Source organism: Paenibacillus sp. J2TS4 (assembly GCF_018403245.1).
In the GTDB taxonomy this organism is placed as follows: Bacteria; Bacillota; Bacilli; order Paenibacillales; family NBRC-103111; genus Paenibacillus_L.
Genome location: NZ_BOSH01000008.1, coordinates 197,944 through 213,104, shown reverse-complemented (window position 1 = coordinate 213,104; position 15,161 = coordinate 197,944). Strand labels below are relative to the sequence as shown.

Below are 15,161 nucleotides of genomic sequence, written 5' to 3'. Positions count from 1 at the left end.
TCTTAACGGGTAACCTCCGTAATCGGGTTCCGAAGGATTCGTTTATTTTGGTTGCGAATCAAGAAGAGTGGTACCGTGAAGGTAAAACCTATCGCCTCTTTGTGGTGATGGGTTATTTTTGTTATCCAGGAGGGGAAGAGTATGAGCAACGTTGTTGAGTACTATTCTGGTTTTGATGAGTGGGGAAGATTGGACAGGGAGCCATTGGAGTTCATTATTAATTGGCATTATATGAAACAATACTTGCCTGGGTCTGGTAATGTCTTAGATAACGGTGCAGGTCCCGGGAAATACTCACTTGAATTAGCGAAACACGGATACAACGTAACTCTTGCCGATCTGACACCTCATTTAGTCGACCTTGCCAAAGAAAAGGCAGATGAATTGGGATTAAGCCATAAATTTGGTGGATTTCACGTCCTGAACGCAACCCATTTAGCTGGTCTTTCCAATGAAGTCTTTGATGCTTCTCTAATGTTAGGCCCCCTGTATCATTTGCAAAAAGAAGACGAACGAATAGCTGCTGTTAGGGAGTTACATCGTGTGACCAAGAATAATGGCGTCGTTTTTGTAGCCTTCCAAAGCCGAATGAGGATGATCCTTACCTCTTTGCTTTTTCCACAATTTTGGCAGCCTAATGATAACATGGATTCCATCCATCGTTTTATAGAAGATGGAATTTTTAATCATAGGGATAAAGGCCGGTTCACGGGAGCTTATTATTACAACGTGGAAGAGATCAAACCGTTCATGGAGAGCCATGGATTTGAAACGGTTGACTTGATTGGCTCCTCTAATTTAGGTGCCTTGCTAAACGATGAACAAAAACAATATTGGAGCGAACGAGGGGACAAAGAAAAATGGATAGATTTACTCCTAAAGCTGGCACGAGATCCGTCGGTGTTGGGGGTATCCTCCCATTTACTATATATAGGGAGAAAAAAATCCTCTGTCCTTCCATAACGATGATAATTTAGTTAAATAGCCTGACCGAGCTACAAGTTCATAAGCTAACCTTCTGCAGGAGGTTAGCTTATGAAACCTCCAGATAGCATTGAATATAGTTCGTTATACCTTCTATTAATTGGTTTGTGGTACTAAAGAACCAAATCCAGCACTTTTATATGGGAACATATGTTTGCATTCCATTTGTTTTTTAGATATACTATACTTAGAATTGCCCCATAGAACAACTTCATTCTCTATACTTTGAGGTGAGGAAAATGGATCAGTTAAGAGAAATGCTCAAGGAAGTACTGAAGGAAGAATTAACGCCTATCACTATCAGGTTGGACGGTCTAGAAAATCGCATGACGTCTATAGAGAATCGCATGACGTCAATGGAAACTCAGATAGCCTCGATGGATAGCCGCATGACGTCTATGGAGAATCGCATGACGTCAATGGAAACTCAGATAGCCTCGATGGATAGCCGCATGACGTCTATGGAGAATCGTATGACGTCTATGGAAACCGAGATAGCCTCAATGGATAGGCGTATGACATCGATGGAGAGTAGAATGACGTTGATGGAGAGTAATATGACATCGATGGAGAGCAGTATGACATCGATGGAGAATAGAATGACGTCACTGGAAACTCAGATGAGTATAGTAGGAGAGCAGCTAGACCGTATGGAATGTTCTCAGAGAGAGGACGTCATCTCGATGCTGCATTTGGTCGATAAGAAGATCACCACCCGTACTGATCGGCACGAGCATCAAATTAATGTGCTTAATGATAGATTGTTGGTGGTCGAAGCCGACGTTCGCAAATTACTAACTAAAGAATGATCCTTCTAACAAGTCTTATGTTGACCATAGAAAGGTCAGAGTCCGATTTATTATTCATTAGGATTACCTTTATGAAATTCGTGAAAATAGGGGGCCAGTTTTTTTAATTCTTCCTCTGGCAGTGCCGCTTCCATCATTGGAAAAATCACACGCTCTTCTCTGCGGACATGTTGTTCTAACACCTCGGACAGCTTACGCATATGAACTACCAGATCTCCTTCTTCATCGGAGATCGCTGCTATCAAAGCTCTAATTTGCACATGTTCCATTAGCATCTCGATAATTTCTTCCTGATGAATGGGTGCGTAACGTGAGTATGCCGGCAATAAAATCTCTTCTTCCTCGCGAAAATGTTCCTGTCCCCCCGTTTCCCAAAATTGAAGTAATTTCGCTCTCAAAGCTTTTACAGCTTTATCCTCTGCAGTTCCTTCATTCGTCAACGTTTTTCTAATGTTTAATACCATGACCAGTGCATGATGATGATGACGAGACAAGGGTCTCATGGCCTCGTGTCTGGACAATCGTTTCATCTTGTTCTCCTCCTCGTATTTTTTAGAAGCCTGGTTTGTAGTCAGTCGCCATGATTAGCTTCCGAATGTTTAAAGAAAGCCATACTCAGCTATATTTTATTATTCCATTGATCGGAGTTTTCTGGAAGTATATAATTGGATTAATTATACATAGAAGGTGAGTGGTCTTCATGTCAGTCCTCCAATATAAAAAATTCAGTTTAATTAAAGCACGGAAGGGATAAGCATCTGATCAAGCCCCTTCCGTAATCAACCATTAACGGAGGGATAGGAGTATGTCGTTTAGTTATTACGGTGAACTTTGTACAGAGGTTTATGATCTTACCAAAAAAGTCGGACAATCCATCGGCGGTGACTTAGAATATTATCAAGATAAGCTAAAGCATTGTAAGGGGCGCATTCTGGAAGCCATGGCCGGCTCCGGGCGAGTACTGATTCCACTTCTCGAGTCGGGTCTTGCTATAGATGGAGTGGACTATTCCCCTGAAATGTTGTTTTCTTGCCGCCAACGTTGTGAAGAGCGCGGACTTCAGGCTAATTTATACCAGTCCAATCTACAGGAGCTCTCCCTGCCTTACCAATACGAGGCCATCTTTATTCCGGCCGGTTCCTTCTTATTAATTGAAAACCGTCAGGAGTCAATCCAAGCTTTAAGGAAGCTTTATGAGCATCTTCAACCTGGCGGACGGCTGATGCTTGACCTTTTCCTGCCCGATGCCAATTTTGAGACGGGGAGGTTCGAGGGCATATCCACCTTCCATTTTCCGAATGGTGATCTAATTACGATGGAAGAGAAGCAGGTAGAAGCTGACTTATTTAACCAATATAAAGTGTCCTATTTGAAGTATGAAAAATGGCGGGATGGAAAGCTCATTCAAACCGAATTGCAGCGTTTTGCGTTACGTTGGTACGGGGTTGAAGAGTTCAAGCTGGTTCTCGAAAGCGTCGGATTTTCGGATGTAACCGTGTCAGCTGATTTTGTACATGGCAAGGTGCCGTGCGACGCAAAGCAAAGCTTCATATACGAAGCTGTAAAATAATCTAGATGAGGGGCGCAGCTTATATCAGGCTCGTCCCCTTTAGTTTATCCATCTCGACAGTTTATGAAGGAGATAAATAAAATTTGGTTGAGAGGTATTGAGATGAATTATTTTGAACATGAAAAGTAACTATTTTGCCAATGGATAAGAGGACCTCCTTTTAAGCAGTTATAGTTTTCAGCAATAACTATACTTTTATTTGGAGGGGACAATGTGTTAACCGACAAACATTTTTTAACTTACATTAGAGACGGCAATCGAAATTTTACGGGCTGGGATTTTTCAACCATTACCGAAACCGGACGTATGCAGCACCAATTACTATCTTGGTCTTATGGTAGTCAGGTAATGCCCCTTGTTCAAAATGCAGCCTCATTGCTTGATATGGGTACGGGCGGAGGAGAATTTTTATCCGAATTCAAAGCGTTCTTCCCTAAATCTGTATATGCAACGGAGGGATACAAGCCTAATATTCCAATAGCTAAACAGAGACTTGAACCGTTAGGAGTTAAAGTGGTGCAGGTTGAGGAGGATACTAGGCTTCCTTTTGAAGATTCATGCTTTGATTTAATCATTAACCGCCATGAGTCTTATTCTCCACAAGAAGTCAAAAGGATTATTTCCGATCAAGGGCTCTTTATTACCCAACAAAGCGGTGGAACGGACTGCAGGCAAATCAACGAAAAATTAGGGGTGCCTTTAAATGAAGAGTTCGCCCATTGGAACTTGAATGTAGCCATGGAGGAACTGAAGGAGAATGGGTTTAGAGTTACAGAAGGGCGGGAGGAATATCCCGTTCAACGATTTTATGATATCGGTGCTTTAGTCTATTATTTAAAGGCCATCCCTTGGCAGGTACCTGGATTTGAACCTGAACTATATCTCGATAAGTTGTATGAAATCCATGGGATCATTCAGAAGCAAGGCTATTTTGATGTATATCAACATCGCTTTATTATTAAAGCAGAAGCGATCTAAGAAAAAGTGGAGTTTTCCCAAGAGGAAGGCTCCACTTTAATGAACTCATTCCTGTAACGAAAAAGCTAGAGGATGAGCAATGGTATAGCCAAATCGATACTTAACGTACCTATAGCAAGCTGCTCTTAAATTATAGCAGCGCTCCACTGTGACGAAGAAGCTCCGCTACGTTATGGTTACCTTGCTGGATCGCAAGAGACAATGCCGTATCTCCGCCTTCGATTCTAGCGTTAATATCGGCCCCATGCTCCAGCAACAAGCGAATAATTTCCAGGTTATCATCATGGAATGCAGCAGTGTGCAGACAAGTATGACCATTGCTGTCGAATAGGTTGGTCTGAGCATGGTGTGCTAAAAGCAGCTTGATGACATCCAGGCTACGTTCCCCCGCAATGGCAGCATGCAATGCTGTATTCGAAGGAATGTAAGAAACCTTGGAATGAGACAATGCATTCACATCGGCACCATAATCCAGCAAGATCTTCACTGCCTCTTTGTTACCATAATGCGCCGCATACCCTAATAGGGTTAGTCCATCTCCATTTTCCGAATTTGCTAGATGTGGACGAGATTCTAAAATATCCTTTAGCCGTGAAGCATCCCCTGACTGAACCGCTTGAAATCCAACATCCATGATTTGGTTGAGCTCCATTTCCTCTCTCCTCTCCTTCAACCATTTTAAGTTATGAACTATCGGTTATATCTATAATGATAACGAGAATTTGAAAATCGACTTCTTGAAAATCACCTTTTTTGACGATACTGCGAAGGGGTCATGGAAAAACGTTTGGAGAATAGCCCACTAAACGAACTGGGACTCTGGAATCCAACTTCCAAGCAAATAGCAGTTATAGACTTGTCGGTTTGGAGAAGAAGCCTATTTGCTTCTTGCAGCCTTTTTTCAGTTAGAAATTGATGAGGAGACATGCCAAACAATTGCTTATAGTTTCTAAGAAAATGATTTGGTGATAAACAGGCTGCTCTTGCTATATCCGCTAAGGTTAGGGATTGGTCAAAATAGGCGGAAATAAACTCATGGCCTATCTGTATTCTTTTATACAATTCCTTACGCGTTGAGGCTTTCAGGGACGGAAGCTTCATGATTTCATTATTAACCTGCCGGTGAGCCTTCAGGAGACCGTATGCTAATTCGTATAATTTTTCTTCCAGCCATGTTCTATCAAAAGGTTTATTGGTATACCCAGCTTTTATTTGAAGTAAAGCGGCCGCAATCCATTGGTCACTGTAAGTTTTCTCAACAAAATCAACCGACTTTGACTTGGAAAAGTCGGGGTTATCTAATAACTGCTCATTGGATGCCATCGTATCATGATAGACCTCTTCAACCATCATTTCAGGGAAAAAGATACAGAATGATTCCACAGGAACCTCTGATTCAATTGTAATCGAGTACTCCTGATCGCGATTAAGCAAAAGATAGTTCCCCTCATCAACAGCGAAGTGCCCGTGACCGGCCTGGTAAAAAGCTCGTCCATTCTTAAATGTTTTAACGGATAACGCGCCTTTGCCCTCCCAAAAATAATTTTTGCTTCTGGCATGGAGAATCGGATTGCAGCCTTGAATATTTACATGCGTCATTTCTTTTTCAATATGCCTAAATATTCTATCCAAGGCCCAACGTCCGGCCTGTATCTCTCGGACATGACCCGTACGATTTGAGCAGTGTGTGTCAGATCGTGAACAACCCACGTAGAAAGCAATTCTCTTACCTTCACTACACCGAATGCGGGGTGTGAACCCGTCCATTCGAGATGTAATTCAGGATCGATAAGTTCTTTAAGTTTTGAAATATTTCGTGCTCTAATCGTTTTGAATTCAAGCAATTTTTGTTCCATCGAACTTTCGGACTTTTCATTTAAGTGTGAATAGCGATCAAATGGGGGAAAAGGTTCACTTTCACCTTTCTGAACAATAAATTCCAACCGGGGTATCCAGTTATTTTTCTCTCCTTCAATAAGGTGCTCGATCACTTCAGAGACATTCCAGGTTCCTTCGCCTTCATTGCATTGCAGCCATCCATCAGACAAGCCATATAAAAAAGAATCCAGTGCTTGGGGTGTACGTTCCAGAACCTCAATAGCTTCCTTCATATTAAAATTCATTGGTATATTTGCTCCTTTCCATGATAATGGAATTTTCTGAGTATAATTATTATTTTAGAGCTAAATATCAAAGTTTACCAACTGAATCGCCATATGCAGTTACGTACTGTGGCTCAAGCTTCACTAAAGGTAGAGAAGGATGCTGCAGACAACGGTTCTTTCTCAACTTTTTCCATTAAATGCAAAAGAGCCCGCCATCAATGACGGGCTCCAGTTGCTCCATGCTTACGCATCATTTCGTATCGCAGCGCCATAGCGCTCAAGAATATGGCGATCATAACGGATACGAGAATTCATTCACGATTCATCGTATCCCATCACTTTATTGACGAACTTTTCCAAAGCGGTGACAGCCGTGATGTTCTTGTTGCAAATGTCGCTGTCCACACACAAATAGTTGCCGATCGCCTTGTAGTAATCAGGCGAAGCGTTAGCCGGCTTAGATTTGGATATTGCTGAAAATAACGCAACCTCTTCATGCCGGTTGCACACAAAACATACACTTTTCTTATTCGTCGGGGTATATCTTCCTTCGATGCCGACGAGTTGCCCGTTCAGATGGTAAACGAGAAACATTTTATTCGTAGCGATGTCGGTCCAGCCAAGATAAGTGACATACCGATAATCGAGAGCGGTTAAATCAGGAACCTTCAGTTTTTTGATTTTAGGGAAATTTTTCTTTAGCTGCTTTTCCGTCACTTGTGCAAATTCCATCATATATGGTTCCAGCGACTGCAGATAGTGCTGAAATTCTCCCGCCGTATTTAACGTCGAAATATCCGCCAACGCTTGTTTTTGAAGCTCTGTTGCATGCGGGAACGCTTCTACAATTTTGGCATGTGCGCTATATCTTACCGCCTCCACCATTTTCGGATCGGAAATGGTATTGCAGGCATGCTGCAGCAGCTCGGCCTGCTTCTTGATTAAGTTATATTGATGGTTTCTAATAAATGGTTTGACCATTGCTTTTCAGCCCCTTATTTTTTATTAAAAGTAATACAAGGAGCAAAGCCTCTTATTAGAAACGATATAAAGCTCTCTCGGGCGACAATATTAATGATACCGTTCGCCCCATGCAAAGTATCGCCCTAATGTTAGGCTCTGCATGAGTCGCTGCCGATTCTGGCAAAGTGCTTTGCCATTTTTACCGACCTCCCTTTTTCTGCATTATAAAATAATTCAGCATTTGCAGCAAATCCAAAATCTAATATAGGAAAAGTTTCACCGAAGCTGATTTGAAAGTCTGGGCTAACCTATTTTCATTGTATAATTATGAAAACTTGTATGCATGTAAAGAAGAGAATTCAGTCGGGGAGTGTGACGAAATGTGAGAGGAAATAGGATAGCAATAAATAAGCCGGTAACTGTATCCCCGAATATAATAGAGAAAATTCAGCCGAGTGTCAGGAGAATAGCCAATGCGATATGATCTTAACAGCGCAAGAGAATTGGCTATTCGCGCGTGTGTTGCCGCTGGTGCGAGCAAAGCGGTGGCAAGCTCTCTTGCTGAAGCAACGGTCGCTGCGGAATGCTCCGGTCGGAGTTCGGTTGGATTTGCTCATCTTCCCGATTATTTGGAAGGCTTTTTGTGTGGTCGCATTGCGGGCACAGAAGAGCCTGAGATCTGCTTTCCAGCCCCTGCGCTCATTCAGGTCGATGCCAAGGGGGGGATTGCCCAACTTGGTTTTGATCGTGCATTCGAGGAATTGCAAACACGGGCAAGGGCTTATGGTGTAACCGTATTAGCGTTAAAGAACAGTTATACGGCTGGAGAATTGGGCTATTATGTAAGGCGTCTCGCCCGTGAGGGATTGGTAGCGATGGCTGCGACCAATGGATCGGCCTTAATGGCTGCGGGCCAAAGCAGCGAGGCTGTTTATGGCACCAATCCTCTAGCATTCGCTGTACCTGTCGATAACAGGGCCCCCTTGGTGATCGATCAGGCGTCCAGTGCCACGGCTTTTGTCAACATACGGCAGGCGGCAGAGCGGGGGGAGGGAATCCACAAAGGCTGGGCCATTGATGGGAAGGGACAGGAAACAATGGATCTGCGTGAAGCAATCCAGGGGGCTTTACTTGCTTTCGGGGGTATGCGCGGTGCCAATATCGCACTGATGGTTGAAATTCTCGCTGCAGGTACGACAGGCGCGAACTGGTCACTTGATGCTCCATCCTTCGAGGAAGGGAGTCATTCGCCTGGTGTAGGCCTGTTCATAGTTGCCCTAACCCCCGAACTGCTCGCTCCGGGTTTTTCGGCTCGAATGGCGTCTCAAATCGAACGATTGTCCTCCAAAGGGATTTATATCCCCGGGAGCAGCCATGTTGAGGATGAAATAGATCTTCCGTCTTCACTTGTTGCGACTCTTGAGGAGTATTGTCAGCATTGACGATTAGCCATATCAGTTTTATTAAACATTCATTAAATTCCCGGTGACTTTATATTCTGATATGTTAAGAGATACGTTGATGTTGAAATGAAAATCAATGGTTTGGTCATGGAATATTATTGTATAAGTGACCACGTATGGAGTTTCGATGTAGAAAAGAGTAAGCTGTAAGGTACTATTATCTTGCCAAGAAGCGTAAGTGACAACCTCTTGAAGATGCATGGATAAATCTTTGTTGAATACATCCTTAGTATGCATCGCTTTCGTAAAATCAAATGGCAAAATGTTGTCTCTATCATCTCCGTAAAAAACTTGAAGTTTCAACTGCTCATCCTTCAAGTGGAAGATAATTTTTTTGAGACCATGAGGATTTTCATTTATAATATAGCAGGTATTATTAACCATTGGCGTGTTGACGGGTACAGGCTTGATTGCAGGAACAGCATTAGGAAGTTTAGATAATAGTTTTTGTAGTTCTATATTGTATTCAGGATTGTAGGAAGCATTATTGTCTAATTGGTCGATAATATGTTCATAAATTAAATCTAAAAGTGTCTGTAGTGGCTTCATATTCTTGAAGCTTGAAGTTGCGGCAATGACTATATTTTCTTTTGGAGCTACAAAACATAATTGACCGAAAGCACCATCACCCCTGTAACATCCGCGCCGACATAAATGAAATTGATATCCATAACCTTGTGCTGAGTCTATTCTCTCTGCTCCTGCACGATTATCACTTTGTTCCGTTGTAGCCAACTCAATGAATTGCTCAGAAACAATTCTTTTATTTTTGTAGACCCCTTTATTCAAGAGCATAAGGCCAAATTTAGCTATCCCTTCGGTTGATAGGCTTAATCCCATTCCACCTGCTGTCATGCCCAGTGGGCAGGTTTCCCATGATGGTCTTGATATCCCTAATGGTTCGAATAATCTGGGCATTAAAAAGTCAACCATATTTTGACCTGTTACCTGTTTGATTATTGCAGACAACATATATGTAGAATGGGTGCTGTAACGATAGTGACTTCCCGGTTCATGTTCAACATCTAAAGATAAATACGTCTTTACCCAGTCCTGTTCCTTCGCTACTGTAGCATAGATATTATCATGGTGCCCTGCGTTCATAGACAACAAATGATGAACAGTCATTTTAGTTAAATTGGGTGAAACATGGCTCGGTAGTTTTTCAGGAAAAAAAGATAGGACTTTATCATCTAAATCTAGCAATCCGTTATCCCATGCGATTCCTACAGCTATAGAAGTAAAGCTTTTGCTCAGAGAATATAATAGTTGCGGAGTATCCTTACGATAGGGTGGTCGCCAAAATTGGGCGGTAGCTTTACCATCTTGTAGCAGAATAAAGCTGTTAACTTCCAATTTAAGTTGTTCGATTCGATTGAAAAACTCTATTAAAGCCTGCGAAGATAATCTATGATTTTCAGGAATATCCGTTGATATTTCCAAAATATCCTCCTCCTAATTCATCATCTCATACTGTTTTCTATAAATTACCTACGTTTACCTTCTTTCTATTTATATCTTATCTATAGATGTTTGTCGGACGGTAAGCCCCTGTAAATCCGTATTTTCTACAATATTATTGACCAACGATAAAGCATATCGGGAGCTGATTTGTTTATCTTACAATGGTCAGCACTTTATTTTCAGCTTGTAATTGATTTTAGGTGCGGTATATTATTTTGGGAAATGAAAGATGACAATCAGGTAACGCAGGTCATTAAGTTTTTTATAATGACGTTTAAACTGCGCAGCCACGAGTTGCCTTCACTATCTACCTCCATTATATGGTAAATTATTATTATCTGTTGTCTTTAACGAAAGGTAGGATTGATTATGGTCATGTCTACTGATGCTCGTGTTGTCGATGATCCCGTGATCAGAGAAGAAGTATTTGCCCACATTGCAGACACTTTCGGGGTAAAAATTTATGGATATGTTCCCAATTTTCTTGGACTTCGCAACATGAAATGGAGTATCGAAACAACCGGGGGGCCATTGTTCGTAAAATGCTACCATCCGCAAAGGTATCCGCTTAATGAAGAGGGGCGCCGCCTCGATTTGGAACGCTCACTATCCTTTCAGAATTATCTTTACGAGAATGCTCAAATATGTCCAGGTATTTTGGACCTGAATCATAGATACATACATCGGACGGAATCCGGCCATTATTATGTAATTATGCATCATATGGATGGAAGAACGTTCAAAGCAGGTCAAGTGGAGACAGCCCACATGCATCAAATCGGTAAATCAACGGGCAAAATGCATAACCTTTTATCTCGCTTCACCAACAACGGCTCCGGGTGGAAGCCTTCGATAACAGCGATGAGGGAAAAGTGGAAGATAAACCTGGAGGCCGCGCTTGAACATCCAAATCCGAATGATCTTGTCATGAAAGCTATTGAAAAGCAAGGAAATATCTTGTCTGCTCTGGATGTGACGATGTTCGATTCCCTTGAACAAAGATGGGCCCACTGGGACTACTGGGTAGACAACATTATGATCGGGAATAATGATAAGATCATGGTTGTTGATTTCGATAATGTTAAGTTTGGCTACCCGGAAATCGATGTTTCACGTATTTTGTTATCCGGGGCTCTTTGCGAGGGGGATCTCCGTCTGAAAGCTGTAGAGGCATTTTTGGCCGGGTATCGGGAGGAACATAAATTACCGTTAGGTGGACTGCCCCTTGCTTTCAAACTGTTATGGTGTCGAGAAGCACACTGGTGGTTGAAAGGAGATATGGATGATTTCAGCGTCCCTCCGAAACGCTTTGCCGAAGAAATGATATGGTTAACCGGGATGTGGGATGAGTTGGACAACCATTATGGGGGGCTTTGAGAAGAAACGCTGCATTGCCGAAATAAAATTCCCTCAATTTGATAGCCAATGATCCGCATATTGGTAGGATTGGTCTGATTTCCCATTGTCGATGCCTGTATTGCATAGGGGTACAGTTTTTGTGAAATAGATGATTTTGCGAATTCGGATGATAATGTTATTACTTTTTTACGGAAACTGCAAGAGGAGCTAGAAATTAAGATTAAAGATGAGAAGGCAAAGCAGGAATAGTGAAATATGGAGAGAACGCGCAAGACCTCTTGGTTCTGCGCGTTCTATCGCGTTCTATATTGTTGCTTGCTGATGTTACGATTGTCGGGTTCCGTTGCCTCCGTTACGCTCGAAAGCTACGATCATCCCGTATTTTAGTAAATACCCGAGCGGAAATCCACACATTTCTTTCCTTTAAGAAGATGCTGAAGATGAATCGCGGCAGGGAATCCAGGTCTGCACATTTACTGATATGATTGGTCCTTCAATAGTTTCCCTTTATTTTTAAAGGTCAGAATAGCTTTATTTGTAATTATCAACAGAAACCCAAATATGGAAAAGACAAAAGCAAATCCAATAATGAATAAAGTTACATTTGCGTAGTTACCGACTCCAGCAGGAATGTTACCATGAGGATTTAGAAAAAAATACGGGTAAAATCCGTCAAATAATCCTCTGATTAAAGAAACGGCGCAATAAAGAACCGGGAAGCCTAACCAATAAATAACGTATTTATAGCGATAAGATTTCTTCTCTTCAAAAAACATCCAGTTAAAAAGCACAAGCACCGGAATTAAGTAGTGCAGGGTAAAGTTTGTAATGATTCGAGGTCCACTGTAGGTTCCGCCGCTGGAGAGGAGAAAGTGATAAGTGAGAAAACCCACAGCGATATAGATTAGAGATGCATTTTTGCAGAAATCCAGAAGTTTGCCTTCCGTTCTCTTGAGCAGTATAGTCGCAGTGCTAACGGAGAATGTCAATACAATGAATAGATTAGCATGGATCGTAAATTTGGTCATGGATACGAAGGGTGCGGGAGAATAAAGGATATGTAAAAATATACTGATGATTCCTGTGATGGCTACTAGAATATGGAAAATCACTTTGGCAGTTATTCTTTTTTCTTTTGATAAAAATTCAGACATAATCTCTCTCCTTAATTAAAATAATGTATCAAGTCGAAATACTGTCCTCCATCACGATACTACGCATTGTAGTATCGTGATCCAAAAGAAAAGCGGGGTTATGAACACCCGCCTATCATAATCAGAAGCAGGAAGGAACAAGATAACAATAACGGTCTGAACAACGCTATCGGCACTCTCACGGCCTTCTCAGGTTCAAGTATTTGCATGATTCTATAATCGATCGCCGTCTCCGTGAAATGAATCGCCGCCTCGCGCCGTTTTATCTTCCCCAATTGAACTAACTTCAACAAAACATTGCCCAAGTATAATTCCGTCCCCATCTGCTTGATAACGAAACGATCCGCGAGCAGCTCTTTCATTGTTTTAAAGAAACGGACCGACGGTTGGATAATCGGCAAATATCCGAAGGCATCTACGAAAAGAGCAGAAATGAACATTTTGATATTGTCCCTTTTGCGGCAATGATACCATTCATGCAGCAAGATCGCCTTGACTTCCATGTCGGTAAATAATTTTAAAACGCCTGTAGATATAACAATTTTCGGGCGCAGCATGCCCATCGTCAGAGCAATAAAGGCATTGTCTTCCACCACAATCAATTCGGTTTTCCATCTGCGGTACTTATAATTGAACTGTCTGGTTAATTTGTTATGAGTGTGAGAGCGGAAAATTTTTAGCCATTTGCGCGACGAATACCACTGTTTTGCTATCCGCCACATGATTCGGACGAATGTGTATACAATGAGAAGATCGAACAAAACGTTAGAGATCGGTATTTCATGCCATTTGAAGTCCCTGATTTGATTGGTCAAGAACAGACCCATCTGCACGGTTACGCTCAAAACAAAAAAAATGATGAGAGCATAGATTAGCCGCATTTTTACGACAGAGTTCATTGTTTTTTCCCACTTTTCATTTCGCTTAATTTCCGTTCCAATCTGGCAATCACCTCCGGATCGACATCATCCAGCGCCTCGATCATATGGGTTACAACCAAACTGCCGTATTCCTCAATGAGTCCTTGCGATACGACTTTCATTTGTTCCGCCAGAAATTGTTCTTTCGATTGAACGGGTCTGAATTTGGCTGCACGTGCCCTTCCAGTCCCTGCTGTCTTCTTAGACAGATGACCTTTGTCCACTAACCGATTCATCACCGTCATCACTGCATTGATTGTAATGGGGGTTTCTTCAGTTAATATGGATTGTACTTCCCTAATGCTTAAGGGTGGGGATGACCATAAAATATCCATTATTTTGGATTCGAGTGATCCAAAAAAGCGGTTCAAACCTTGACCATCCACATTCATTCTTTTGATTTTCATTTTATATTCACTTCCTAATACTACGTATTGTAGTATGGTCGTGGGGTGAATGTCAATTCTAATTTTTCATTCCCATAAATATAAACAAAGCCCAGTCATTATAACGACTGGACTTCATTTGGACAGGGAGCTCAGGGCTTTCATTTTTCATCCTTTAACGGAACCGGCTGTCAGCCCTTTAACAAAGGACTTATAAGTAAAGAAGCCGAGCAGAACGGGAATGAGAACGACCATCGTACCGGCAGCTGACATCTTGCCCCAAAAATACCCTTGCTGTGTCATAAACTTACTCATATAGACCGGCAGGGTCGCCGATTTTGTAGCGGTTGCGGTTACGGCAAAGAAAAACTCATTCCACGTAACTATAAATACCAGTAATGCCGATGAGATGATGCCGTTTTTAATTAAAGGCAGCATAATTTTGAAGAACGTACCCGGTTTCGAACAGCCGTCTATTGTAGCCGCTTCTATAATTTCACCGGGAATTTCTTTGAAGTAGGTGGTACACATCCAAATCATCAAAGGAATACCCGCGCCCGTATTCAGCAAAATTAAAGCCAGCTTCGTATCCAACATATTTACTTTCGCCAACACAATATAGACAGGGGTAATAACGGCAACCGCCGGCAAAAAGATGGTTGTAATAAACCAAAAGTAAATGTTATTCGCTTTTTTTATAGAGGAATAGACTAAAGCGTAGGAACCCAGCACACCTAAAATTGCGGATATTATGACCGTACCGAAAGTAACTTGCACAGAGTTTGATAAATGTTTAAAAAAATCGGGGGTAACAACAGCCCGATAATTGTCCATTGTCGGTGTAAAAGCTAATGATGGAACTGCAACTTGGCTTTCAAATTTGAAACTGGACAAAAACATATACAGCATAGGAAAGAGCCACAATAAGACTACAGCATACGCTATTGTTGTCACCAGATTATTTTTTAAACGCCTGCTCATTCTTTTCACCACCTAGACTAGGATG

At 41.8% G+C, this 15,161-nt stretch carries 16 protein-coding genes and 1 other annotated feature (1 of these 17 running past the window's edge); of the genes, 6 read left to right on the top strand and 10 right to left on the bottom strand.

Annotated elements, in window-relative coordinates; genetic code table 11:
* Positions 1-102: a binding site (T-box leader), on the top strand (it extends 121 nt beyond the left edge of the window).
* 39 nt (positions 103-141) lie between these two features.
* Positions 142-963 (top strand): class I SAM-dependent methyltransferase, encoded by an 822-nt coding sequence (locus tag KJS69_RS18145; RefSeq protein WP_213585204.1) that lies wholly within the window; start codon positions 142-144, stop codon positions 961-963.
* A 545-nt stretch (positions 964-1,508) separates the two neighbouring features.
* Entirely contained in the window at positions 1,509-1,793 is a 285-nt protein-coding gene (locus KJS69_RS18140; protein WP_213585203.1) for a hypothetical protein, read from the top strand.
* A gap of 50 nt (positions 1,794-1,843) precedes the next feature.
* Here the strand turns inward: KJS69_RS18140 and KJS69_RS18135 are convergent, their stop codons facing one another.
* The gene (locus KJS69_RS18135; RefSeq protein WP_213585202.1) at positions 1,844-2,323 is read right to left on the bottom strand and encodes a hemerythrin domain-containing protein; all 480 of its coding nucleotides are present in this window, start codon (positions 2,321-2,323) and stop codon (positions 1,844-1,846) included.
* A gap of 275 nt (positions 2,324-2,598) precedes the next feature.
* Between KJS69_RS18135 and KJS69_RS18130 the strand changes: the two genes are divergently transcribed.
* Together KJS69_RS18130 and KJS69_RS18125 are read left to right on the top strand one after the other, a co-directional pair.
* Positions 2,599-3,363: a class I SAM-dependent methyltransferase gene (locus KJS69_RS18130; RefSeq protein WP_213585201.1), complete on the top strand. Its 765-nt coding sequence runs from the start codon at positions 2,599-2,601 to the stop codon at positions 3,361-3,363.
* Between the two features lie 213 nt (positions 3,364-3,576).
* A complete protein-coding gene (locus tag KJS69_RS18125; protein WP_213585200.1) occupies positions 3,577-4,341 on the top strand; it encodes a methyltransferase domain-containing protein in 765 nt (254 codons plus the stop codon).
* A gap of 130 nt (positions 4,342-4,471) precedes the next feature.
* On the opposite strand, the gene KJS69_RS18120 is transcribed toward KJS69_RS18125, so the two are convergent.
* From KJS69_RS18120 to KJS69_RS18105, 4 genes are all read right to left on the bottom strand, one after another.
* Positions 4,472-4,993, bottom strand: a complete 522-nt coding sequence (locus tag KJS69_RS18120) for an ankyrin repeat domain-containing protein (protein ID WP_213585199.1) — start codon at positions 4,991-4,993, stop codon at positions 4,472-4,474.
* Between the two features lie 92 nt (positions 4,994-5,085).
* Positions 5,086-5,973: a helix-turn-helix domain-containing protein gene (locus KJS69_RS18115; RefSeq protein WP_249730583.1), complete on the bottom strand. Its 888-nt coding sequence runs from the start codon at positions 5,971-5,973 to the stop codon at positions 5,086-5,088.
* Positions 5,937-6,464: a DinB family protein gene (locus KJS69_RS18110; protein ID WP_213585198.1), complete on the bottom strand. Its 528-nt coding sequence runs from the start codon at positions 6,462-6,464 to the stop codon at positions 5,937-5,939. The genes KJS69_RS18115 and KJS69_RS18110 overlap by 37 nt, the downstream gene beginning before the upstream one ends.
* A 297-nt stretch (positions 6,465-6,761) precedes the next feature.
* Positions 6,762-7,427, bottom strand: a complete 666-nt coding sequence (locus KJS69_RS18105; protein WP_213585197.1) for a FusB/FusC family EF-G-binding protein — start codon at positions 7,425-7,427, stop codon at positions 6,762-6,764.
* Between the two features lie 455 nt (positions 7,428-7,882).
* Between KJS69_RS18105 and KJS69_RS18100 the strand changes: the two genes are divergently transcribed.
* On the top strand, positions 7,883-8,851 hold the full coding sequence (locus KJS69_RS18100; RefSeq protein WP_213585196.1) for an Ldh family oxidoreductase: 969 nt from the start codon (positions 7,883-7,885) through the stop codon (positions 8,849-8,851).
* Positions 8,852-8,872: 21 nt separating this feature from the next.
* On the opposite strand, the gene KJS69_RS18095 is transcribed toward KJS69_RS18100, so the two are convergent.
* Positions 8,873-10,315, bottom strand: coding sequence for a serine hydrolase domain-containing protein (locus tag KJS69_RS18095; protein WP_213585195.1), 1,443 nt, complete (start codon positions 10,313-10,315; stop codon positions 8,873-8,875).
* Between the two features lie 396 nt (positions 10,316-10,711).
* On the opposite strand from KJS69_RS18095, the gene KJS69_RS18090 reads away from it, so the two are divergent.
* Positions 10,712-11,713: a phosphotransferase enzyme family protein gene (locus KJS69_RS18090; RefSeq protein WP_213585194.1), complete on the top strand. Its 1,002-nt coding sequence runs from the start codon at positions 10,712-10,714 to the stop codon at positions 11,711-11,713.
* 455 nt (positions 11,714-12,168) lie between these two features.
* Here KJS69_RS18090 and KJS69_RS18085 read toward each other — a convergent pair whose 3' ends face one another.
* The 4 genes from KJS69_RS18085 to KJS69_RS18070 form a co-directional block, all read right to left on the bottom strand.
* A complete protein-coding gene (locus KJS69_RS18085; protein WP_213585193.1) occupies positions 12,169-12,849 on the bottom strand; it encodes a Pr6Pr family membrane protein in 681 nt (226 codons plus the stop codon).
* Between the two features lie 98 nt (positions 12,850-12,947).
* Complete coding sequence (locus KJS69_RS18080) at positions 12,948-13,748, bottom strand: M56 family metallopeptidase (RefSeq protein ID WP_213585192.1); 801 nt, start codon at positions 13,746-13,748, stop codon at positions 12,948-12,950.
* A complete protein-coding gene (locus KJS69_RS18075; protein WP_213585191.1) occupies positions 13,745-14,176 on the bottom strand; it encodes a BlaI/MecI/CopY family transcriptional regulator in 432 nt (143 codons plus the stop codon). The genes KJS69_RS18080 and KJS69_RS18075 overlap by 4 nt, the downstream gene beginning before the upstream one ends.
* A gap of 147 nt (positions 14,177-14,323) precedes the next feature.
* Positions 14,324-15,136, bottom strand: a complete 813-nt coding sequence (locus KJS69_RS18070) for a carbohydrate ABC transporter permease (RefSeq protein WP_213585190.1) — start codon at positions 15,134-15,136, stop codon at positions 14,324-14,326.
* Positions 15,137-15,161: the final 25 nt, after the last annotated feature.